Annotated in this window: 15 protein-coding genes; 10 read left to right on the top strand and 5 right to left on the bottom strand. The window is 66.0% G+C overall.

The window, feature by feature from the left end; all coding sequences use genetic code 11:
• Nucleotides 1–13 precede the first annotated feature (13 nt).
• Genes ACTIEY_RS09700 through ACTIEY_RS09685 form a run of 4 tightly spaced genes read left to right on the top strand, consistent with a single transcriptional unit; the run spans nt 14 to nt 7,717 of the window.
• Nucleotides 14–4,651, top strand: coding sequence for a MupA/Atu3671 family FMN-dependent luciferase-like monooxygenase (locus tag ACTIEY_RS09700; protein ID WP_439518897.1), 4,638 nt, complete (start codon nt 14–16; stop codon nt 4,649–4,651).
• A gap of 2 nt (nt 4,652–4,653) precedes the next feature.
• Entirely contained in the window at nt 4,654–5,403 is a 750-nt protein-coding gene (locus tag ACTIEY_RS09695) for a 4'-phosphopantetheinyl transferase family protein (protein WP_439518896.1), read from the top strand.
• Entirely contained in the window at nt 5,400–6,944 is a 1,545-nt protein-coding gene (locus tag ACTIEY_RS09690; protein WP_439518895.1) for a GMC oxidoreductase, read from the top strand. The genes ACTIEY_RS09695 and ACTIEY_RS09690 overlap by 4 nt, the downstream gene beginning before the upstream one ends.
• The gene (locus tag ACTIEY_RS09685) at nt 6,941–7,717 is read left to right on the top strand and encodes an SDR family oxidoreductase (RefSeq protein WP_439518894.1); all 777 of its coding nucleotides are present in this window, start codon (nt 6,941–6,943) and stop codon (nt 7,715–7,717) included. The genes ACTIEY_RS09690 and ACTIEY_RS09685 overlap by 4 nt, the downstream gene beginning before the upstream one ends.
• A gap of 86 nt (nt 7,718–7,803) precedes the next feature.
• On the opposite strand, the gene ACTIEY_RS09680 is transcribed toward ACTIEY_RS09685, so the two are convergent.
• The 3 genes from ACTIEY_RS09680 to ACTIEY_RS09670 all read right to left on the bottom strand — a co-directional run bounded on the left by ACTIEY_RS09680 (nt 7,804) and on the right by ACTIEY_RS09670 (nt 11,156).
• Nucleotides 7,804–8,991: a branched-chain amino acid ABC transporter substrate-binding protein gene (locus tag ACTIEY_RS09680; protein ID WP_439518893.1), complete on the bottom strand. Its 1,188-nt coding sequence runs from the start codon at nt 8,989–8,991 to the stop codon at nt 7,804–7,806.
• Nucleotides 8,992–9,177: 186 nt separating this feature from the next.
• Nucleotides 9,178–9,627 carry a DNA polymerase III subunit chi gene (locus tag ACTIEY_RS09675; RefSeq protein ID WP_439518892.1) on the bottom strand — a complete coding sequence of 150 codons (450 nt, stop codon included), beginning with the start codon at nt 9,625–9,627 and terminating at the stop codon, nt 9,178–9,180.
• A 23-nt stretch (nt 9,628–9,650) separates the two neighbouring features.
• Nucleotides 9,651–11,156: a leucyl aminopeptidase gene (locus tag ACTIEY_RS09670; RefSeq protein WP_439518891.1), complete on the bottom strand. Its 1,506-nt coding sequence runs from the start codon at nt 11,154–11,156 to the stop codon at nt 9,651–9,653.
• 25 nt (nt 11,157–11,181) lie between these two features.
• On the opposite strand from ACTIEY_RS09670, the gene lptF reads away from it, so the two are divergent.
• The 5 genes from lptF to ACTIEY_RS09645 are packed head-to-tail and all read left to right on the top strand — an operon-like array spanning nt 11,182 to nt 15,920.
• Nucleotides 11,182–12,300, top strand: coding sequence for an LPS export ABC transporter permease LptF (gene lptF / locus ACTIEY_RS09665; RefSeq protein WP_439518890.1), 1,119 nt, complete (start codon nt 11,182–11,184; stop codon nt 12,298–12,300).
• Complete coding sequence (gene lptG, locus ACTIEY_RS09660) at nt 12,297–13,415, top strand: LPS export ABC transporter permease LptG (protein WP_439518889.1); 1,119 nt, start codon at nt 12,297–12,299, stop codon at nt 13,413–13,415. Before lptF ends, lptG begins: the two co-directional genes overlap by 4 nt.
• 6 nt (nt 13,416–13,421) lie before the next feature.
• On the top strand, nt 13,422–13,787 hold the full coding sequence (locus ACTIEY_RS09655; RefSeq protein ID WP_439518888.1) for a sirohydrochlorin chelatase: 366 nt from the start codon (nt 13,422–13,424) through the stop codon (nt 13,785–13,787).
• The gene (locus tag ACTIEY_RS09650) at nt 13,784–14,728 is read left to right on the top strand and encodes a CysB family HTH-type transcriptional regulator (protein ID WP_439518887.1); all 945 of its coding nucleotides are present in this window, start codon (nt 13,784–13,786) and stop codon (nt 14,726–14,728) included. The genes ACTIEY_RS09655 and ACTIEY_RS09650 overlap by 4 nt, the downstream gene beginning before the upstream one ends.
• 10 nt (nt 14,729–14,738) lie before the next feature.
• Nucleotides 14,739–15,920, top strand: a complete 1,182-nt coding sequence (locus ACTIEY_RS09645; RefSeq protein WP_439519435.1) for a pyridoxal phosphate-dependent aminotransferase — start codon at nt 14,739–14,741, stop codon at nt 15,918–15,920.
• 3 nt (nt 15,921–15,923) lie between these two features.
• On the opposite strand, the gene ACTIEY_RS09640 is transcribed toward ACTIEY_RS09645, so the two are convergent.
• Nucleotides 15,924–16,640 (bottom strand): (2Fe-2S)-binding protein, encoded by a 717-nt coding sequence (locus ACTIEY_RS09640; RefSeq protein WP_439518886.1) that lies wholly within the window; start codon nt 16,638–16,640, stop codon nt 15,924–15,926.
• Nucleotides 16,641–16,926: 286 nt separating this feature from the next.
• On the opposite strand from ACTIEY_RS09640, the gene ACTIEY_RS09635 reads away from it, so the two are divergent.
• Nucleotides 16,927–17,883 (top strand): FecR domain-containing protein, encoded by a 957-nt coding sequence (locus ACTIEY_RS09635; RefSeq protein ID WP_439518885.1) that lies wholly within the window; start codon nt 16,927–16,929, stop codon nt 17,881–17,883.
• A 24-nt stretch (nt 17,884–17,907) separates the two neighbouring features.
• Here the strand turns inward: ACTIEY_RS09635 and hrpA are convergent, their stop codons facing one another.
• Nucleotides 17,908–21,702, bottom strand: coding sequence for an ATP-dependent RNA helicase HrpA (gene hrpA / locus ACTIEY_RS09630; RefSeq protein WP_439519434.1), 3,795 nt, complete (start codon nt 21,700–21,702; stop codon nt 17,908–17,910).
• Between the last annotated feature and the right edge of the window lie 9 nt (nt 21,703–21,711).

Raw genomic sequence — 21,711 nt, 5'->3', positions numbered from 1 at the left:
GACGGAGCGATCCATGAGCAATTTTTCCTGTGTGGTGATGGGCAACGAGTCCCTCCTGATCCAGTGCGCAGAACAGCTGCTCAAGGGCGGTGACCGGATCCACGCGGTGGTGACCCGCAACGCGGACATCCGCGCGTGGGCGACCAGCCGTGGCCTGCGCGTGGAAGCGCCGGGCGACGGGCTGTCGGAGCGGCTGGCGGGTGTGAGCTTCGACTGGCTGTTCAGCATCGCCAACCTGTCGGTGATTCCCCAGGCTGTGCTGGACCGGGCCACCCAGGGAGCCATCAACTTCCACGACGGCCCGCTGCCGCGCCACGCTGGCCTGAACGCGCCGGTGTGGGCGATCCTCGAGCAGGAACGCCAGCACGGCGTGACGTGGCACCTCATTGAAGGGGGCATCGACGAAGGCGACATCGTCAAGCAGAAGCTGTTCGACATGGCGCCCAACGAAACCGCGCTCACGCTGAACACGCGCTGCTACGAAGCGGCCATGGAGAGCTTTGTCGAACTGCTGGCCGACCTCCGGGGCCCCGGCCTTCGGCGCACACCGCAGGACCTGAGCGAGCGCAGCTACCACGCCCGCCTGGACCGCCCTGCCGCCGCCGCCCGGCTCGACTTCGCCCAGCCCGCCGCCGCCCTGGTGGCATTGGTGTGCGCGCTGGACCACAGCACCTACTGGAACCCGCTGACCTGCCCCAAGGTGGACATCGATGGCAGCGTGCTGCTGGTCACCGGTGCAGTGGCTGAGCCGGCCGCAGGCAGCGCGGCGCCGGGTCAAGTGCTGGAAGCCACACCGGCAGGCCTGGTGGTGGGCACCGCCACCGTGCCGGTGCGCCTGACCGGCCTGCGCAACCTGCAGGGACAACCGGTCTGCCCATCCACCGTCACACGAGCCGGCGCACGCCTGCCCTTGCTGGACCCGGCCGCAGCCCGACTCCTCACCGATGCCATGGCCCGCGTGGTCGCTGGCGAAGCGACCTGGAGGCGCTGCCTGCTGGCTCCGGAAGCCATCGACCTGCCCTCGGCCGCGGCAGCCCAGGGCCCGGCCACCTGGCGCGAGGCCAACCTGAAGGTGCCTGCATCGCTGGCAGGCGACCGCCTGCTGGCTGCGGTGGCTGCCTGGGTCGCCCGCGTGAGCGGCAAAGCCGCCTTTGATCTCGCCTTGCGCGACCCCGCCGCGCCGCAGGCGGCGGGCTACCTGTCCACCTGGGTGCCACTGCGCCTGGCCGCCTCGGGCGACACGCCGTTCGCCGAATTCAGCGCGACCTTCTCGGCCGTTCTGGAGCAGGCACGTCGCCATCCGGCCTTTGCACTGGATCTCGTGCTGCGCGACCCCGCCATCAAGGGTCTGTCGGTGCCGCAAGTCGGCCTCTCGCTCGCAGCCGGCCCCATCGAAGGCAGCGTGGTCACGGCGGAGTGCAACCCCACGGGCGGACTCACGCTCTGGCACGACGCCACCCGTCTCCCGGACGATGCCGCCACCACGCTCGCTCAGCGCCTTCAATGGGTGCTGGATGCGCTGGGCGACGCGTCTGCCGATGCAACAAGCCTGGGCCGTCTGCCCATCATGTCGGCGGCCGAGCGAGATCAGGTGCTCTACGGCTGGAACGACACCCGTTGCGAGTACGAACGCAACACCTGCGTGCACCAGTTCTTCGAAGCGCAGGTCGCGCGCACGCCGCAGGCCACTGCCGTGGTGTTCGAAGGCACCGCCCTGAGCTATGCAGAGCTCAATGCCCGCGCCAACCGCGTGGCCCATCGTCTGCATGGCATGGGTGTGAAGCCGGGCACGCTGGTGGGCCTGTACACGCCGCGCTCACTGGAACTGTTGATCGGTGCGCTGGCCATCCAGAAGGCCGGTGGCGCCTATGTGCCGCTGGACCCGGCCTATCCCGCCGACCGCGTGGCGCTGTACATCGAAGACAGCGGTGCGCCGGTGATCGTGGCGCAATCGGGTCTGGTGGCGAGCCTGCCGGCCCACAAGGCACAAGTGCTGGTGATCGACCAGGACGCGCAGATCGCCGCCCAGCCCGACACCAACCCGGACAGCGGCGTGCAGCCCGCCGACATCGCCTACATGATCTACACCTCGGGCTCCACGGGACGGCCCAAGGGCGTGATGGTGGAGCACCGCAACGTGGCCAATTTCTTCCGTGGCATGGACGACCGCATCCGCCACGATCCGCCCGGCGTGTGGCTGGCGGTCACCAGCCTGTCCTTCGACATCTCGGTGCTGGAACTGTTCTACACGCTGGCGCGCGGCTTCAAGCTGGTGCTCTCCAGCGACGAGAACCGCGCGCTCGTCTCCAACGGGCGCGCTCCGGTGTCGGCGCAGAAGATGGACTTCAGCCTGTACTACTGGGGCAACGACGACGGCGCAGGACCCAGGAAATACGAGTTGCTGCTCGAAGGTGCGAAGTTCGCGGACAGGAACGGCTTCTGTGCAGTCTGGACGCCCGAGCGCCACTTCCATGCCTTCGGCGGTCCCTACCCGAACCCTTCGGTGACCGGCGCCGCCGTGGCAGCGGTGACGCAGAACATCGGCGTTCGCGCAGGCAGTTGCGTGGGACCGCTGCACCACCCGGCGCGCATTGCCGAGGAATGGGCGGTCATCGACAACCTCACGAATGGACGCGCAGCCCTGGCCATTGCCTCCGGCTGGCAGCCGGACGACTTCGTGCTGCGTCCCCAGAACACGCCGCCCCACAACAAGAAGGCGATGTTCGAGACCATCGAGCAGCTGCGCAAGCTCTGGCGCGGCGAAGCGGTGCCCTTCCCCACCGCCAGCGGCGAGCCCTTCAACGTCATCACCCAGCCACGCCCGGTCTCCAAGGAACTGAAGGTGTGGGTCACCACGGCGGGCAACCCCGAGACCTGGAAGGAAGCCGGTGCCGTCGGCGCCAACGTGCTGACCCACCTGCTGGGCCAGACCGTGGCGGAAGTGGGCGGCAAGATCAAGATCTACCACCAGGCCCTGCGCGACGCAGGCCACGACCCGGCGAACTTCACCGTCACGCTCATGCTCCACACCTACGTGGCCAGCGACCGCGAGCAGGCCCGCACCGTGGCGCGCGACCCCATGAAGGACTACCTGCGCAGTGCCGCAGGCCTGATCAAGCAATACGCCTGGGCTTTCCCGGCCTTCAAGAAGCCGGCGGGCGTGAACAACCCGTTCGACCTTGACCTCCGCTCGCTCAACGACGAGGAGATGGACGCCATCCTCGACTTCGCGTTCCTGCGTTACTTCGAGGACTCCGGCCTGTTCGGCACGGTGGACGACTGCGTGGCCCGGGTCGAGGAACTCAAGCGCATCGGCGTGGGCGAAGTGGCCTGCCTGATCGACTACGGCATTGCCACCGAGCAGGTGCTGCAAAGCCTCGAGCCGCTGGCTGAGGTCTTGCGCCGCACCAACCAGCCCACCACGGTGGCCGAGGACGACTTTTCCATTGCCGCGCAGATCCAGCGCCACCGCGTGACCCACCTGCAGTGCACCCCGAGCATGGCGCGCATGATTGCCATGAACGACGAGGCGCGCGCAGCGCTGGGGCAGGTGGAACTGCTGATGATCGGTGGCGAGGCGCTGCCCGGCACCCTGGTGGCCGAACTGGGCCAGGTCAGCAAGGCGGTCATCGAAAACATGTACGGCCCCACAGAAACCACCATCTGGTCGTCCACCGAAACCGCCAGCGCGGGCGAAGCGGTGATCAACATCGGTCGACCCATCGCCAACACCCAGATGTACGTGCTCGACGAAAACCGTCAGCCCGTGCCTGTGGGCGTGCCTGGCGAGCTCTACATCGGCGGCGACGGCGTCACGCGCGGCTACTGGCAGCGCGACGACCTCACCGCCGAACGCTTCCCCGCTGACCCCTTCGTGCGCCCCGAATGCGCCGCCCCCGCCGGCGCCCGCATGTACCGCACCGGTGACCTGGCGCGCTGGCGAGCCGACGGCCGCATCGACTTCCTCGGGCGCGCCGACTTCCAGGTCAAGATCCGCGGCTACCGCATCGAACTCGGCGAAATCGAAGCCGTGCTGGAGCAACAGCCCGGCGTGCGCCAGGCCGTGGTGGCGGCGCGCGAAGACAACCCGGGCGACGTGCGGCTGGTGGCGTACCTGCGGACCGACCCCGGGCTGCAGACCGACACGCTGCGCGAGGCGATCGCGGGTCAGTTGCCCGAGCACATGGTGCCCGCGCACTTCGTCACCATCGACGAGTTTCCGCTCACACCCAACCGAAAGGTGGACCGCAAGGCCCTGCCCGCGCCCAGCGCCAGCCCGCAGCGCGCGAAGAACGAAGTGTTCGTGGCGCCCGAAAACGAAATCGAGCAGAAGATCTCCGAGATCTGGGCGCGTGTGCTCGGCGTACCGCAGGTGGGCGCCAAAGACAACTTCTTTGCCCTGGGCGGGCACTCGCTGCTGGCGGTGCAGGCCCATCGAGAGATCAAGCAGGCCCTGGGCTCGACCAGACTGAGCATCACCGACATCTTCCGCTTCCCGACGCTGTCCGCGCTGGCCAGGCATCTGGACGACCGACCGGAGGATAAGACGGCCACCGCAGCGGAGTCGGCCGAGCGTGCGCAGATGCGTTCTGACGCCATGTCCCGCCGTCGGGCGATGCGGGGCGGCAAGACCACACCTGAAACCAGCTGACCTTGCCGATCACCGTGACCGCCGCTCACCTGAGTCTGGAAACAGCGCTCCAGTCCAGACTTGGCGCGTTGGGTGTGGCCGTGGTCTGCACCGGCGTGGACGGCGATCCCGACAGCTTGTGGCCAGAAGAAAGGAGCGCAGTGGCCCACGCCATTGCGCGCCGCCAGCGCGAGTTTGCCGCCGGGCGGCAGGCGGCCCGCACCGCCATGCAGCGACTGGGCCATCCCGCCCAGGCCATCCCGGCCCATCCCGATCGCTCACCCTGCTGGCCTCCAGGCCTCATCGGATCGATCTCGCACACCACCAGCGTGTGCATTGCAGTCGTGGGCCCACAGGACGCATGGACGTCCATCGGCATCGACATCGAAGCCGAGGGCGGGGTCGACGAGTCGATGTGGGAGAGCATCTGCACGACCGAAGAATGCCAGCAACTTCGGTCGAAGCCACCTGCTCAGAGGGCCCTGTTCGCCACACAGGTGTTCGTGGCCAAGGAGGCCTTCTACAAATGGCGCTACCCTCAGAGGCGCGTCCTGCTCGATTTTCAGGATGTCTCTTTGCAATGGGATCGCGGGGAGACGCATTTCCGTGCCGTGGTGCACGGCGCTGAGCGAGACCATCCCCCTTCCAGTGGCGTCGGTCATGTCTTTTCATCCGGCGGCTCGGTCGTGGCCTGTTGCGCATCCAGAATCCCGGATTCACCGTGCTTGATGGCGGAAGATCCGCTGCCATGCAACCTGGAGAAACCCGTTTGAACGAACTCGTCAACCGCGAGTGGGACGTGATCGTCGTGGGCACGGGCGTCGGGGGTGGTACCGCCGGGCGCGCGCTCGCCGAGAGCGGCAAGTCGGTGCTGTTCATTGAAAAGGGCCGACAAGGCTTTCGCGCCGAGCGCAACGGCCTGAATGCCGCTCTGGAGGACCCCACGGCGCGCGCCATCAGAGGCTGGTGGCCAGACCCGGTCCACGCCACCATCAATGGAAAGCAGCGGAGTTTCTTTGCGCCGCTGGGCAGCGGTGCAGGCGGCAGTTCCGTGTTCTACGCTGCCACACTTGAAAGACCCGAGTCGCACGACTTCGACGACGAGGCTGGAAGGCCGCATCCCACGGGCGGCTGGCCGACCAGCGCGCAGGCGATGCAACCCTGGTACGAGGCAGCGGAAGTTCTGTACGGCGTTCGCGGATCACATCCGCCTCAGGCCGACCCGTCTGCCCAGCAGGCCAGGCCGACCAATGCCGCTGATGCGGCCGTGATGGAGGGTCTCCGGCGCAATGGGCTTAAGCCCTATCGACTGCATTCCGGGATTCGCCATCTCGATGGCTGTCTCGAATGCGTGGGCGTCAAATGCCCGCGCCCTTGCAAGATGGATGGGCGTTCAGCTGGCCTGGAGCCCGCGCTCGCCACCGGAAATGCCGCCCTGCTCGATCAGTGCGAGGTGATGGCCTTCGGTGGACGGCGTGATCACATCGACCACGTGAAAGTGATTCGCGATGGTCATACTTTCGAGCTTCGCGCGAAGCAGTTCGTTCTGGCGGCCGGCGCATTGAGCTCGCCCCGTTTGCTGCTGGCCTCGCGGACCGACTATTGGCCCGACGGCTGTGCCAACGGCAACGATCAGGTCGGCCGTCACTTGATGTTCCATCTGAACGAAATGTTCGCCGTCTGGCCGCGCGGCGCGGCGAACTCTTCGCAAGCCAGCAAGTCGGTGGGGCTGCGCGACCTCTACATGCTCGACGGCCAACGCATGGGCATGGTGCAGGCCATGGGCGTCAACGTGTCGTACGGTGAGATCGTCCATTTCATCAAGCAGCGGCTTCAGGATTCGGCGCTGCGGCGTCTGGCTCCGCTGGCGCCCTTGGCCGCCGGGTTCGCCTCTTTGGCGATGGGTCAGGCTAAATTGTTCGTGGGCCTGCTGGAAGACCTTCCTTACACGGAGAACCGGGTCGTTTTCAATCCGGAGAGACCGGCGCAGATTCGTTTCGAATACACGCTGCACCCGGAATTGATTCAACGGCGAAAGCAGTACCGAAAAGCCATCAAGCGCGCATTCCGGGGCATGCGGCCAGCCTTCATCGACTGGCGCCCGGATCTCAATTACGGTCATCCCTGCGGCACGCTTCGCTCCGGGAACGACCCCAGAAACTCCGTGCTCAACGCCGAATGCCGCGCGCATGAGATCGACAATCTTTATGTGGCGGACGCCTCCTTCTTTCCGACCTCCACCGGTGTCAATCCCAGCCTCACCATCGCGGCGAACGCACTGCGGGTGGCACATCTGATGAGCAACAAACCATGACCGACCCCAGCAAAGGCCTTGCGATCGTGACCGGTGCCGGCACCGGACTGGGTCAGGCCATGGCGGTGGAACTCGTGCGCAAAGGCGTGCCCGTGGCCGGTTTCGGGCGACGTCCGGACGCGCTGGCAGAAACCGCCCGAATGGCGGGCCCAGGCTTTCACGCCTTCACCGTCGATGTCAGTTCAACGCAGGAGGTCGCGACGGTGGTGGATCGCCTCGCCCGAGAGATCGCGCCGGTCACGATCCTCATCAACAACGCAGCGGTCTACCCCCGATGCGATTTTCTGGACGAAACGCCCGAGAGCTTCATGCACAGCGTCGCGATCAACCTGGGTGGCATGGTCAACTGCAGCCATGCGGCCTTGAAGCAGATGGTGCAGGCAGGGCGCGGCCGCATCCTGAACGTGTCAACTTTTGCCGACCTGTCCCCATTGCCCGCCAGTTCAGCTTACGCGGTGTCCAAAGGCGCTGCACGAATCTTCACCCGGGCGCTGCTGGCGGATGTGGGAGACCGCTTCCCCGACATCGTCATCAACGACTGGATGCCCGGCATGCTGGCCACGGACATGGGCATCGCCCACGGCCTGAGCCCCCAAGTCGCCGCACGCTGGGGCGTCGAACTGGCGCTCTGGAACGACGTCAGCCTGAACGGAACGATCTGGGAGCAGGACACGGAACTGTTGCCACCCCAATCGCTGAAGGGAAGAATCAGGGACCGCCTCATCATGCGATCGCGAAAGCCGCGTCGCCTGGGAGCGGGTCATCCAGGCTGATCACCACCAGACTGGCCTGCCAGCGTCGTCAAGCAAAGAAAAAGCCACCCGAAGGTGGCTTTTTACCTGGTACCGGTTTCGCTGAATCAGCGGATCACGGCGAGGGTGGTGCGCTGGCCGCCCTTGTAGGTCATCAGCGTCAGGGCGCCGTTCTTGATGTCGCCCTTTTCGTCGAAGGCGATGTTGCCGGTCACACCCTTGTAGTTGGTGGACTTCAGCGCCGGCAGGTAGACCTTCGGGTCGGCCGAGCCAGCGGTGACCATGGCGTTGGCCATGACCTTCACGGCGTCATAGACGTAAGGAGCGTACACCTGCACGTCGGCACCGAACTTGGCCTTGAAATCGGCGCGGAACTTGTCCATGCCAGCCTTCTGCTCGCCTTCCACGCCACCGGCTTCAGCACAGAACACGGTCTCTTCGCCCATGCCGTCAGCGGCCAGCTTCGGCAGCTCGCTGGAGCAGATGCCGTCGCCGCCCATGAACTTGGCGTTGATGCCCAGTTGCTTCATCTGCTTCAGCATCGGGCCGGCCACGGCGTCCATGCCGCCGAAGAACACCACGTCAGGCTTCTTGGCCTTCAGGGTGGTCAGGATGGCGTTGAAGTCGGTTGCCTTGTCGTTGGTGAACTCGCGGCCCACCACGGTGCCGCCAGCGGCTGCAACGCCTTTTTCGAACTCGTCGGCAACGCCCTGGCCGTAAGCGGTGCGGTCATCGATCACCGCGACAGTCTTGGCCTTGAGGGTTTCCACGGCGTACTTGCCGAGGGTGCCGCCCAGGTGCACGTCGTCAGCCACCATGCGGAACACGCCGGCGTAGCCCTGGCGGGTGTACTTGGGGTTCGTCGCGGAGGGGGAGATCTGGGGGATGCCGGCATCGTTGTAGATCTGCGAAGCCGGAATGGTGGTGCCCGAGTTCAGGTGGCCGATCACGCCGGCAACCTTGGCATCCACCAGCTTGGTGGCGGCTGCGGTGCCTTGCTTGGGATCTGCAGCGTCGTCTTCTGCCAGCAGTTCGAAGGTGACGGGCGCGCCGCCCATCGTCAGGCCGGCAGCGTTCAGTTCCTCGATCGCCATCTTGGCGCCGTTTTCATTGTCCTTGCCGAGGTGGGCGATGGCGCCGCTGGTGGGACCCACGTGACCGATCTTGATGACCTGAGCAGCAACGGCAGGAGCGGCCGCAGGTGCGGCGGCCGGAGCAGCAGCCTCTTCTTTTTTGCCGCAGGCGGCAAGAGCGACAGCCGCCGCGATGACGGCCAGTTTGATGTTCAGTTGCATGGTTTTCCTCAGAAAGGGTAAGTGTTGGAATGCGGAGGGAACTTTTTTTTCTCCACATCCATAAAGATACTCCAAAAATCGCACGGATTTCGCGGTCATTCGGCGCCCAAAGGCAGAACGAGGGTTTTCCCAAATGCTCATCACCCCATTGAATCCTTCATTAGCGCAATGCATGCAAACAGGGGTTCAGTCTGAATTCCTCGCCTCAGGAGGCGCCAACAGCAGGTCGTGTCGCTGGGGTTCGATTCCGTTCGCTTTGTAGTACTTCCAGCGCTCTCGAGCCTGTTGTCGATCAACGTCATCCGCGGTCACCACCTCGATCACACGGGCGTATCGGTCGAAGCCCGTCGGCGCGTCGCGGCGCAGGTTGACCAGCACGCTAGCCTCGGACTGCGCCGGCAGGCTGCAGGCAAGCTGGATCGGAGAGCGTGAGCGCACGTGAGCCGGATCCGACAGCGTCGAATGGGGAATGAAGGCGCCGGCCGCCATGGTCCAGAGCGCTGTATCCAGTGCGGGGCCGTCCGATTCCTCAACCAGCACGAGAAGGCGGGCGCCGCGCAAGTAGCCCTTGCGCAGCAGTCGGCAGGCGTAGCCCACCTTGTCCGGCGCATTGAAATGAAAGGACACTTCGGTCATCGCGGCGCCGGGCCCAGGCGGTCTCAAGCCTTGCGGGTCCGGCCCGTCGTTGCCTTCTTGGGTTTCGAAGTAGCGGCGTCGAGGGCGGCCTGGTCAATCAGGTACTGCAGCAACAGCGGGACGGGGCGGCCCGTCGAGCCTTTGGCGGCACCACCTTTCCAGGCGGTCCCGGCGATGTCGAGGTGGGCCCACGGCAGGTCGTTGGCAAATTTCTGCAGAAACTTGGCGGCGGTGATGGCACCGCCCGCGCGCCCGGCCACATTGCCCATGTCGGCAAAGTTGGACTTGAGGCCTTCGGCGTACTCGTCGTCCAGCGGCATGCGCCAGCAGAGGTCCTGAGCTGCATCACCCGCTGCCTGCAGCGCCTGGGCCAGATCATCGCGCGGTGAGAAAAGGCCCGAGCGCACACCACCGAGGGCGATCACGCAGGCACCCGTCAGTGTGGCGATGTCAACCACGCTGCGTGGTTTGAAGCGTGCGGCGTACGTCAGGGCATCGCAAAGGATCAGGCGTCCTTCGGCATCGGTGTTCAGGATCTCGATGGTCTGCCCGCTCATGCTGGTGACCACATCGCCAGGCTTAACCGCCAGACCGTCCGGCATGTTCTCGCAACTCGGGATCAGCCCCACCACGTTGATCGCGGGTTGCAACTCGGCGAGCGCGGCAAAGGTGCCCAGCACGCTCGCGGCGCCACCCATGTCGAACTTCATCTCGTCCATTTCCGCCGCAGGCTTGATGGAAATGCCTCCCGTGTCGAAGGTGATGCCCTTGCCCACCAGCACCACCGGCGCACTCGACTTCGCGCCGCCGCTGTACTGCATGACGATGAAACGCAATGGCTCGGCAGATCCCTTGGCCACCGCCAGGAAAGACCCCATGCCAAGGGCTTCCACCTGCTTGGGACCGAGCACTTCGGTCTTGATGCTTGCATGGCGGCCCAGCTTGCGAGCGGCATCGGCCAGCATGCTGGGCGTGGCGTGGTTGGCGGGCCGGTTGGCCCATTCCTTGGCGAACTCCACCCCGCTGACCACGGCCTTGCCGGTCTCGAACCCCTGCCGCACCGACGCGGGCTGATTGACGCCCAGCACCACATGGCGCAGCGAGCGCGCCTTGGCCGAGGGCTTGGTGGTGGTAAAGGTGTAGGTGGCGTCGGCGGCCGCTTGAACCGCTGCGCGCACCGATGCGTCGCTGGAATCCATCAGGCTCAGCACCAGGCCCAGACGCTGCACCCCTGGCTGCCTGAGTGCACCGACGCCCGCCGCCACCGCCTTGCGCACCGAAGCGGCGGAGCCATCGCCCGCGCGCACCAGGCAGACGCGCGCAGCCTTGAAGCCTTCAGGCCGGTAGCAAGCGAGCAGCTTGGCCACGCCGGCTTCGAGATCGCCCGCCTTGTTGACCCGGGCCACAAGTTGGCTCAGTGCATCCGTACCCTCGACCGCAGGCCGCGCATCGGGCACCAGCACCAGCAAGGCGTCGCAGGCCAGTTGGGCTGCCTGGGTGGGTGAAAGGGATTTGAGTTCAAAGTCCATAATCGTGCTTTCCTGTTCTCGATCGATGTTATTCCATTCTTCCATCCGCAAAGAGCTGGCGCGCAGCTTCGGGGCCACCCTCGTGGTCCTGTTCACCATCGTGCTGACCATGCTGTTGATCCGCACGCTGGGCCTGGCATCGCGTGGCAGTGTGAATCCGCAGGAGATCGCACTGGTGCTCGGCTACACGGTGATCGGTCGCATGCCGACCATCCTGACCCTGGCGCTCTTCATCGCCATCGTGTTCACGCTCTCGCGCATGTACCGCGACAGCGAGATGATCATCTGGTTTTCCAGCGGGCGTTCCCTCGGGGGCTTTCTGGGTCCGGTCATGCGGTTCTCCTGGCCCATCCTGCTGGTGATCTCGCTGGGCGTCTTCTTCGTCTGGCCCTGGGCCAACCAGCAAACCGACAACCTGCGTGACCGCTTCGAGCGCCGCGGCGACCTGGAGCGCGTGGCGCCAGGCCAGTTCCAGGAATCCTCCAGTGGCCGGCGCGTGTTCTTCATCGACAAGGACACGGCCGATGGCACCGAGGGTCGCAACATCTTCATCTCCAGCACCGAGACGGACGGGCGGGAGACGGTGACTTCGGCGCGATCGGGGCGAATCGAATGGGTGAAGGACCAGCAGTTCCTGATGCTCAACAACGGCCAGCGGCTGGAAACAGCAGCCGACCAGAGCAGCCAGCGCGTGAGCGAATTCGAGGAGTACGGCACGCAGATCGGCACCTCGGCCGTGGGCGAACGTGGCGCGCAGGCGCTCAAGGCACGCAACAGCTGGGAGCTCATCACGCAGCCCAGCGCGGCCAACCTTGGTGAGTTGGGGTGGCGCATCGGCATGGGGCTGACGTCGCTGAACTTTGTGCTCATCGCACTCGCCACCACCACTGGCAACCCGCGTGCAGGGCGTGGTGGCAACCTGTTCTTCACCCTCTTTGCCTTCGTCTTCTACTACAACCTGCTGAACCTGGGCCAGAGCTGGGTGGCCAATGGCCTGTTCAGTCTGGGCGGCTTCATGCTCCTGCTGCACGGTGGCGTTTTCATGCTGACGGTGTTGTGGCTCATCAAGCGCCACTACAACCTCAGCGTGCGCGGTTGGATCAATGCCAGACGCGCCCGTCGCGGTGCAGAGGTGCCCGCATGAAGACAATCCGTCGCCTGATCTATGGCGAAGTGTTCACCGCCGTGGCCTTTGTGCTGGTGGCCTTTCTTTCGTTGTTCTTCTTCTTCGATTTCGTCGACGAGCTGCCTGCGCTGGGCAAGCCTTCGGTGCTCATGCCCGAGCTGGTGTACGAGGTGCCCCACGCCCTGCTCTACGTCACATTGCTCATGCCGAGCCGCATTTACGAGCTGCTGCCCATCGCGGTGCTGATCGGCGCGGTCTTTGTGCTGGCGAGGCTGGCGCAAGGGTCTGAATACACCATCCTTCGCACCAGTGGGCTGGGACCCTGGCGCGCGCTGCGCATGCTGTTGGGGCTGGGTGCTGTGTTCGTGGTGCTCACCTTTGCCATCGGCGACTATCTGGCGCCCATTTCGGACCGCACGGCCCAGCTGCTCAAGGCGCGGTACCAGGGCAACATCAGCCTGGGCAGCACCGGCGCGTGGTTGAAGGAGCGCCAGCCGTACAGCAACTTTTCCGTGAACGTGGGCTCGATGTCCGCCCAGGGTGCGCTCAGCAACGTGCGGGTGTTCGAGTTCAACAACCAGGGTTTCCTGGTCTCCACCCTGCACGCGGCCTCAGGACAGATCGAGACCGACGATTCATGGACCTTGCGCAAGGTGCAACGCAGGGAGTTCGACACCGCCGGGCTTGCCTCGGGTCGTGTGCAACGCAGAGACCTGGAAACCTTCCGCTGGCCCAGCGGCATCAACGCCGAGATGGTGTCGGTGGCGCTGCTCAAACCCGAGCGCATGCGCACCGCAGACCTGTTCGGCTACATCAGCCATCTCGAAGCCAATGGGCAGACCGCGCAACGCTACGAGATCGAGTTCTGGCGCAAGGTGTTCTATCCGCTGAGCTGCCTGGTGATGGTGGTGCTGGCGCTCCCGTTCGCCTACCTGCACTTCCGATCGGGCAGCATCACGGGGTACGTGTTTGGCGGGGTGATGATCGGCATCAGTTTCTTCCTGCTCAACAACGTCTTCGGCTACATCGGCAACCTCAACCAGTGGCAGCCCTGGCTGGCGGCGGCGTCGCCGGCGCTGATCTATTCGGTGTTCTCGCTCGCGGCCTTCGGCTGGCTGGTCCTTCGGAGGTAGCGCGCCATGCTGGGAGTCATCGTGTTTGCCCATGGGTCGCGCGACCCGCTGTGGCGTCAGCCCGTCGAATCGGTGGCGAGCCAGATTGCGCTCAGCGCACCCGGGTCGGCGGTTTCGTGCGCTTACCTCGAACTTTGCGAGCCCGACATGGCCACCGCCGCACAACAGGTGGTGGCGGCAGGTGCCACCGAGGTGCGTGTGCTGCCGCTCTTCTTCGGCATGGGCAAGCACGCGCGGGAAGACTTGCCGCAGCTCATGGCCGAGCTCGGACGCACCCATCCGGGTGTGCGCTTCGAACAACTCCCGCCAGCGGGTGAGGATCCGCGCCTGACCGCGCTGCTGGCCAGGATCGCTCTGGAGCCCAACGCATGAACCTGCACCAGTTCCGCTTCGTACAGGAAGCGGTGCGCCGCAACCTCAACCTCACCGAGGCCGCCAAAGCGCTGCACACGTCGCAGCCCGGCGTGTCCAAGGCCATCATCGAGCTGGAAGATGAGCTGGGCATCGAGATCTTTGCGCGCCACGGCAAGCGCATCAAGCGCGTCACCGAACCGGGCCAGCAGGTGCTCAAGAGCATCGACATCATTCTTCGCGAGGTGAACAACCTCAAGCGCATTGGCGAGCAGTATTCGGCCCAGGACAGCGGAACGCTGTCGATCGCCACCACGCACACCCAGGCGCGCTACGTTTTGCCCGGGCCGGTGGCGGCGCTTCGGCAGGCCTACCCCAAGGTCGCCATCAGCCTGCACCAGGGTTCACCCGACCAGGTGGCCCGCATGCTGATGGAAGAGGTGGCCGAGATCGGCATGGCCACCGAGTCGCTGGTGAACTACCCCGAACTCGTCACCCTGCCCTGCTACGAATGGCAACACGTGCTGGTGTTCCCTTTCGATCACCCGCTGCTGGAGCGCGAACGCATCACGCTGGACGACCTGGTGCAGGTGCCCCTCATCACCTACCACCCGAGCTACACCGGACGCACCCGCATCGACCAGGCCTTTGCGCTGCGCCACCTGCAGCCCAACATCGTGCTCGAAGCCATCGATTCGGACGTGATCAAGACCTACGTGAAGCTCGGCATGGGCGTGGGCATCGTGGCCGAGATGGCCGTGCAGGGTGAGAACCAGACGCCCGACCTGGTCTCGAGGCCGGCGGCCCAGCTTTTCGGTCACAACCTGGCGCGTGTGGCCTTCAAGCGCGGCACCTACCTGCGCCATTTCGTGCTGCGCTTCGCCGAATTGCTGAGCGACCGGCTCTCTCGCGACCTGATCCTGCGCGCCATGAGCGGCACGCCCGACGACTACGAACTCTGACCCGACCATGATGTCCGAACGCCTGCCCGCCTCCACCCCTTCCGTGGTATCGCGTCTGCCCCAGGTGGGCACGACCATCTTCAGCGTGATGTCGGCCCTGGCGACCGAACACGGGGCGGTGAACCTCGGGCAGGGCTTCCCGGACTTCCACTGCGATCCCGCACTGATCGACGCCGTGGCGCAAGCCATGCAGGCGGGCCACAACCAGTACCCACCCATGCCCGGCGCGCCCGCCCTGCGACAGGCCATGGCGGCGAAGATGAAAGCGCTCTACGGTCTGGACTGCGACCCGAACGCGGAGATCACCATCACGGCGGGTGCCACACAAGCCATCCTCACCGCCATCCTGGCCGTGGTCCATCCGGACGACGAAGTCATCGTGCTCGAGCCCTGCTACGACAGCTACGTGCCCAACATCGAGCTGGCTGGCGGCGTGGCGGTGCGCGTGCCGCTCACCCCGGGCAGCTTCCGGCCTGATTTCGATCGCATCGCCGCCGCCATCACGCCGCGCACGCGCGCCATCATTCTCAACAGCCCGCACAACCCCAGTGGCACGGTGTGGAGTGAAGCCGACATGCTGCGCCTGCAGGACCTGCTGGCACCCACCGACGTGCTGCTGATCAGCGACGAGGTGTACGAGCACATGGTGTTCGACGGCCAGCACCACCAGAGCGCCGCCCGCTTCCCCGGCCTGGCGTCGCGCGCTTTCATCGTGAGCAGCTTCGGCAAGACGTACCACGTCACGGGCTGGAAGGTGGGCACCGTTGTGGCACCCGCGCCGCTCACCGCCGAATTCCGAAAGGTCCACCAGTTCAACGTGTTCACCGTCAACACGCCCATGCAGCACGCGCTGGCCGCCTACATGGTCAACCCGGCGCCCTGCCTGGAGTTGCCGGCCTTCTACCAGCGCAAGCGCGACCTGTTCCGCGAGGGCCTGTCCACCACGCGGTTCCGGATGCTGCCCGGCGAAGGCACCTACTTCCAGTGCGTGGACATCTCGGAGCTGGCCGTGCCGGAGCGCGATCTGCCCGAGGGCGATTTCTGCCAGTGGCTCACGCGCGAGATCGGCGTGGCGGCCATCCCGCTCTCCGCCTTCTATGGCAATGGATTCGACCAGCGCGTGGTGCGCTTCTGCTTCGCGAAGAAAGACGAGACCCTGCGCGAGGCGTTGAACAGACTTTCTCGACTCTGAAAGTCAGCACCGCACCGGGTTGCGGCAGAACTGGTCCAGCTCCCGCACCACCGCCGATCGGGCGACCGCCTGCTTCGCATTCGGCCCGGCTTCCAGGCTCAACTTCATCTCGTACTTCTTGAAAAAGTCGTCGAACAGTTCGCCACCCAGCGTGCCGACCGCCACCAGCCCGTCGGTCTTCGCGTCGTGTTCGATGAGCACCGCGCAAAGGGGTTGCTCGGCGGGTCCACTGAGCACCTGGGCCCCCCGCGCCGGGTCGTACTGGCTGTGGTCGGCACAACAGTGGATCAGGTCGTTGCCTTTGCTCGGCGTCTGCGGATTCACCGCCGCACCCTTGCGAAAGCTGATGAAGCTCAGTTCCTTCGTGGGGTACACCAGCTTGTGGGCACAGATGGCCGAGAACGCCACCAGGCTGCGCTTGGGACCCACGCCACCCGGCCACTGGTAGGCCTGCTTGTCTCGTGTGGCCAGTGCCGTGGGGGTGGCCGGTTTGCCCAGGTCGAGCAGGAACACCGGCGTGGCCTCGAACGGGTAATGGAAGACGTAGTTGGTCTGCGGCTTGAGCTGGGTGGCCTTCAGGGGTTTGCCGAGGTCGTCGAGCAGTTGCACCCGGCCGTAGGAACGGGGCTTCGCGTCGGCCGCCCAGGCGGTGCCCGCCAGCGTTGCGGCGAGCGACCCACCGCCCACCGCGCAGACTTCCACAAATTCGCGTCGATCCATGCTTTTCCGCTCCAGAAGGAATACCGCCCTGCGGGCGCCCGCAACCGAGTGAAACGCATGAGGCCCAGGCATGTCAACCTGCGACCCCTCGCGCCAAAGGTGCACTCACCCCGGCTGGACGCATCGGCGGTGTGTGAACCGCGTCACGACGCGGGCCAAAACGTCGTGACCCTTAAGCCGCAATTCACTCAAAGGTGCATCCGCCGGGCCGAAAAGAACGTAGCTCTGTGAGCCAGGGCTATCGCTCGGGCCACCCATTTCCATCCTGTTTCTGGAGACTGACTGCATGAAGAACCTGTCCACCCGCGTTGTCCAAAAGGGTGTGCGCCGCCGTTCCCTTGTCTGGCAGGCGGGCACCGTGCTGGCCCTGGGAGCGTTGGTCTGGAGCCTGAGCCCACGCGCTCAGGCGGCGCCCAGCGCTACCGTGGTGGAAGCCGTCCAGTTGCCCGCCTGGGTGGAGCGCAACGGCCAACGCCGCCCCGCCCAACCCGGCACCCAGCTGCGCGCCAACGACAAGGCCATCACCGCCAACGGCTCGCGCATGTTGCTGCGCATGGACGACAAGAGCACCATCAAGCTCGGCGAAGACACGGAGTTCCTGATCCAGTCACTCGAGACCACCCGAGCCGGTGCCACCGAACCCAGCGAGCAGAAGAGCACGCTCAAGCTGATCACCGGTGTGTTCCGTTACGCCACCGACTACAGCAGCAAGGCGCTGGGCAACAAGCGCGAACTCAACATCGAACTCGCCACCGCCACCGTGGGCATCCGCGGCACCGACTTCTGGAGCATGACCGACGCAGCGCACGACGCCGTGTGCGTCTTCGAGGGCAAGGTCGAGGTGGTGCGCGACGCCAAGCCGGGGATTGAGCTGGACAAACCGGGCGCGTTCTGGGTCGTGTTCACCGGCCAGCCCGAGAAACCCGCAGGACAGGCCACGCCCGACCAGTTGGCCAAGTTCATCGGCCAGGCCGAAATGCAACCGGGACGGGGCGTGCTGCTGCAAGGCGGCCGCTGGCGCGCCGTGGCGGCCACGGTGCCGGGCGTCACGGACGCTGCCGCATTGCGCAGCCGACTGCAGGCCGCTGGCTACCCCGCTGAAATGGTGACCAAGGACGGCCGGCACGAAGTGCGCATCAACCAGCTGGCCACGCGCGAAGACGCCGAAGCCGTTGTCAAGCGCCTTCAGGCCGATGCCACGCTGGGCGTGCGAGAGGCCCGCGCGGCGCTGGCGGCGAACTGATCGCCGTCCACCTGTCCTGCGCGTTCAAGCGCTCAGCTGGGCCCAGGCCTTGTCCAGTCGCTTGACGCTCACGGGCTGCGGCGTGCGCAACTCCTGCGCGAAGAAACTGACCCGCAATTCTTCGAGCAGCCAGCGCAGCTCCTGAAGGCGCGCGTCCTGCACGCCCTTGCGCTCGGCCACCAGGCGCCAGAAACGCTGGTCCTGCGGGCGCAGATCCGCGAGTCGGGCGGCATCGCGCGCGGGGTCGGCGCGCAGCTTGTCCAGGCGCAACTGCACGGCTTTCAGGTAGCGCGGCAGGTGCTGCAGCTGTGCGTGGGGCGTCTGTTGCAGGAAGCGCTTGGGCACGAGGCGTTGCAACTGCTGCGCGATGTCGGCCGCCACATCGGCCGGTGGCCTGGCGTCCTTGAGCTTGCGCTGAGCGGCGGCGTACTCCGTGAGAATGAGGCCGGCACTTCTGGCGATCTCGTTGGCGATCAAAGTGAGGCGCCCGCGCCCTTCCTCCACGCGGCGCTTGAACGCAGCTTCGTCGGTGGGCAGCGGATCGCCCAGGAAGGCGCGATCCAGCGCCAGCTCCAGGATCTGCGTGCGCAGTTCCTCCAGCGTGCCGCCCCCGCCAGCCTCCTTGCCCACCTGCATGTAGGCCACCCCCATGGCCTGGAGGCCGGGCAGGTTTTTTTCCAGGTACTTCAAGGCGTCACGGATCTGCAGGGCAAACAGCCGTCGCAAACCTTCGCGGTGCCGGGCATGCGCCACCTCGGGCTCGTCAAAGACTTCGATGCGCACCGCCTCGCCGTCGTCGATGAGCGCGGGAAATCCGATCAGCGTCTGTTGTCCCTGGCGGATTTCCATCAGCTCGGGCAGCTCGCCGAAATCCCAGGTGGTGTGGCGCTGGGTGGCGCTGGCCGCCGGCGTGTGGCTGGCCGTCGGCTTCGGCGGTGCGGACGCGGCGCCTGCCCGGGGAGCCCCAGGGGGCGCCTGGCGCAGGTCGTCCATCTTGAGGGCGGCCAGTGCCTGGAAAGCTCCCCGCGCCTGTGCGCCGAGTTCGGCCTTGAGCGCTGCCAGGTTGCGGCCCTGGCCGAGTTGCCGGCCGTGCTCGTCCACCACGCGCAGGTGCATGAAATGGTGGGGGCTGAGCATGTCGGCCTTGAGGTCGGCGCGCTGGATATCGAGCTGCGTGGCCTCGCGCACCTGCTTCAACACCGCATCGACGAAGTTGCCGGCGCCGAACACCGCCGGCTCACCGAGGACCTTGGCGAAGCGCTCGGCAGTGGCGGGCAAGGGCACCAGCCGCGAGCGCGGGCGTTGGTGCAGCGTCTTGAGCAGGGCCAGCACCTTCTCCTTCAACATGCCGGGCACCAGCCAGTCGCAGCGGTCTTCACTGGCCTGGTTGAGCGCAAAGATCGGCAGCGTGACGGAGAGCCCGTCGCGGGGATCGCCGGGCTCGTGCAGGTAGGCGCAGGCACAATCCACGCCGCCCAGGCGCAGCGTCCTGGGAAAAGTCTGCGTGGTGATGCCTGCAGCCTCATGGCGCATGAGCTCTTCGCGTGTGAGCAGCAGCACCTTCGGGTTCTCGCGCACCGCATCGCGGTACCAGCGCTCCATGCTGGCGCCGTTGCAGATGTGCGCGGGCAACTGCTGATCGTAGAAGGCGTAGATCAACTCGTCGTCCACCAGCACGTCCTGGCGGCGCGATTTGTGCTCCAGCTCGCCCACCTGGCGCACCAGCTTCTGGTTGGCCGCGAGGAACGGCAGCTTCGTGTCCCACTCACCGGCCACCAGCGCCTCGCGGATGAAGATCTCGCGCGCGCCGGCCGGGTCGACGCGACCGTAGTCGGTGCGGCGGTTGCTGTACACCACCAGACCATAGAGCGTGGCGCGCTCCAGCGCGGTGACCTGCGCGGCCTTCTTCTCCCAGTGCGGGTCGAGCAACTGCTTCTTGATGAGGTGGCCGCCCACCTGCTCCAGCCAGAGCGGCTCGATGGCCGCGATGCCCCTTCCGAAGAGGCGGGCAGTCTCCACCAGTTCGGCGCACACGATCCAGCGGCCTGGCTTCTTGCTCAGGTTCGCGCCGGGGTGGCGGTAGAAGCGGATGCCTCGAGCGCCCAGGTACCAGTCTTCGGCTTCGCTCTTCTGTCCCACATTGCCCAGCAGGCCGGAGAGCATGGCCAGGTGCAGTTGCTCGTAGCTCGCAGGCTGGTCGTTCAGCTTCCACCGGTGTTCGGCCACCACCGTGTGCAGCTGCGTGTGGATATCGCGCCACTCCCGCACGCGGCGTACGTTGATGAAGTTCTCGCGCAGCACGTTCTCGTACTGGCGGTGGCTGAGCTTGTGGTCCTTGCCGTGCCCGCCCTTGGTCTCTTCCAGCCACTTCCAGAGCTTGAGCGTGCCGGTGAACTCGCTCTTCTCGTCGTCGAACTTCGCCTGGGCCTGATCGGCCTGGGCCTGTTTGTCGAGCGGGCGGTCGCGCACGTCCTGCACGCTCAGGGCCGAGGCAATCACCAGCACCTCGTCGAGCGCGCCGCGCTGCTGGGCCTCCAGGATCATGCGGCCCACGCGCGGATCCAGGGGCCATCGGGACAGCGTCTGACCGATGGGCGTGAGCTCGTTGGCTTCGTCCACGGCGCCGAGCTCGGCCAGCAACTGGTAACCGTCGACGATGGCGCGCTTCTGAGGTGCCTCGATGAAGGCAAAGTCTTCCACCGCGCCCAGGCGCAGCGCCTTCATGCGAAGGATCACACCCGCCAGCGAGCTGCGCAGGATCTCGGGATCGGTGAACTTCGGTCGGCCGATGAAGCCGGCTTCGTCGTACAGGCGGATGCAGATGCCGTCGGCCACGCGTCCGCAACGCCCGGCGCGCTGGTTGGCCGCCGCCTGGCTGATCGGCTCCACCATGAGCTGCTCCACCTTCTGGCGGAAGCTGTAGCGCTTCACGCGCGCCGTGCCGGCGTCGATCACGTAGCGAATGCCAGGCACCGTGAGCGAGGTCTCGGCCACGTTGGTCGAGAGCACGATGCGCCGCCCGCTGTGGTCCTGGAAGATGCGATCCTGCTCGGCCTGGGAAAGGCGCGCAAAGAGCGGCAGCACCTCGGCATTGCGCAGCGTGGGCAGATGGCTGAGGTGCTTGCGCAGGTGGTCCGCAGCCTCCCGGATCTCGCGCTCACCCGGCAGGAACACCAGGATGTCGCCGCCGGCCGGTCCGCGCCAGAGTTCGTCCACCGCGTCGGTGATGGCGCTGTTCAGGTCGTACTCGCGGCTTTCCTCGAACGGGCGCCAGCGCACTTCCACCGGAAAGGTGCGACCCGACACCATGAGCACGGGGGCCGGCCCGTTCTTCGACGCGAAATACAGCGCGAACCGGTCGGCATCGATCGTGGCCGAAGTCACCACCACCTTCAGGTCGGGTCGGCGCGGCAGCAACTGACGCAGGTAACCCAGCAGGAAATCGATGTTCAGGCTGCGCTCGTGTGCCTCGTCGATGATGATCGTGTCGTAGGCGCGCAGGTCGGGATCGGTCTGCGTTTCGGCCAGCAGGATGCCGTCGGTCATGAGCTTGACGGATGCGTCCTTCGAGAGCCGGTCCTGGAATCGCACCTTGTAGCCGACCACCTCGCCCAGTGGCGTCTTGAGCTCTTCGGCAATGCGCTTGGCCACGCTGGATGCGGCGATGCGCCGGGGCTGCGTGTGGCCGATGAGCTGGCCCCGCTGGCCCGGCCTGGCATTGAGGCGCCCTCGCCCCATGGCCAGCGCGATCTTCGGGATCTGCGTCGTCTTTCCCGAGCCCGTCTCACCGCAGACGATCACGACCTGGTGCTCGCGCATGGCCGCCTC

The sequence above is a fragment of the Hydrogenophaga sp. genome (assembly GCF_051858985.1).
Classification (GTDB): domain Bacteria; phylum Pseudomonadota; class Gammaproteobacteria; order Burkholderiales; family Burkholderiaceae_C; genus Hydrogenophaga.
Note: the sequence above shows the minus strand (reverse complement) of the source record. Positions and strands in the feature narration are given on the sequence as shown.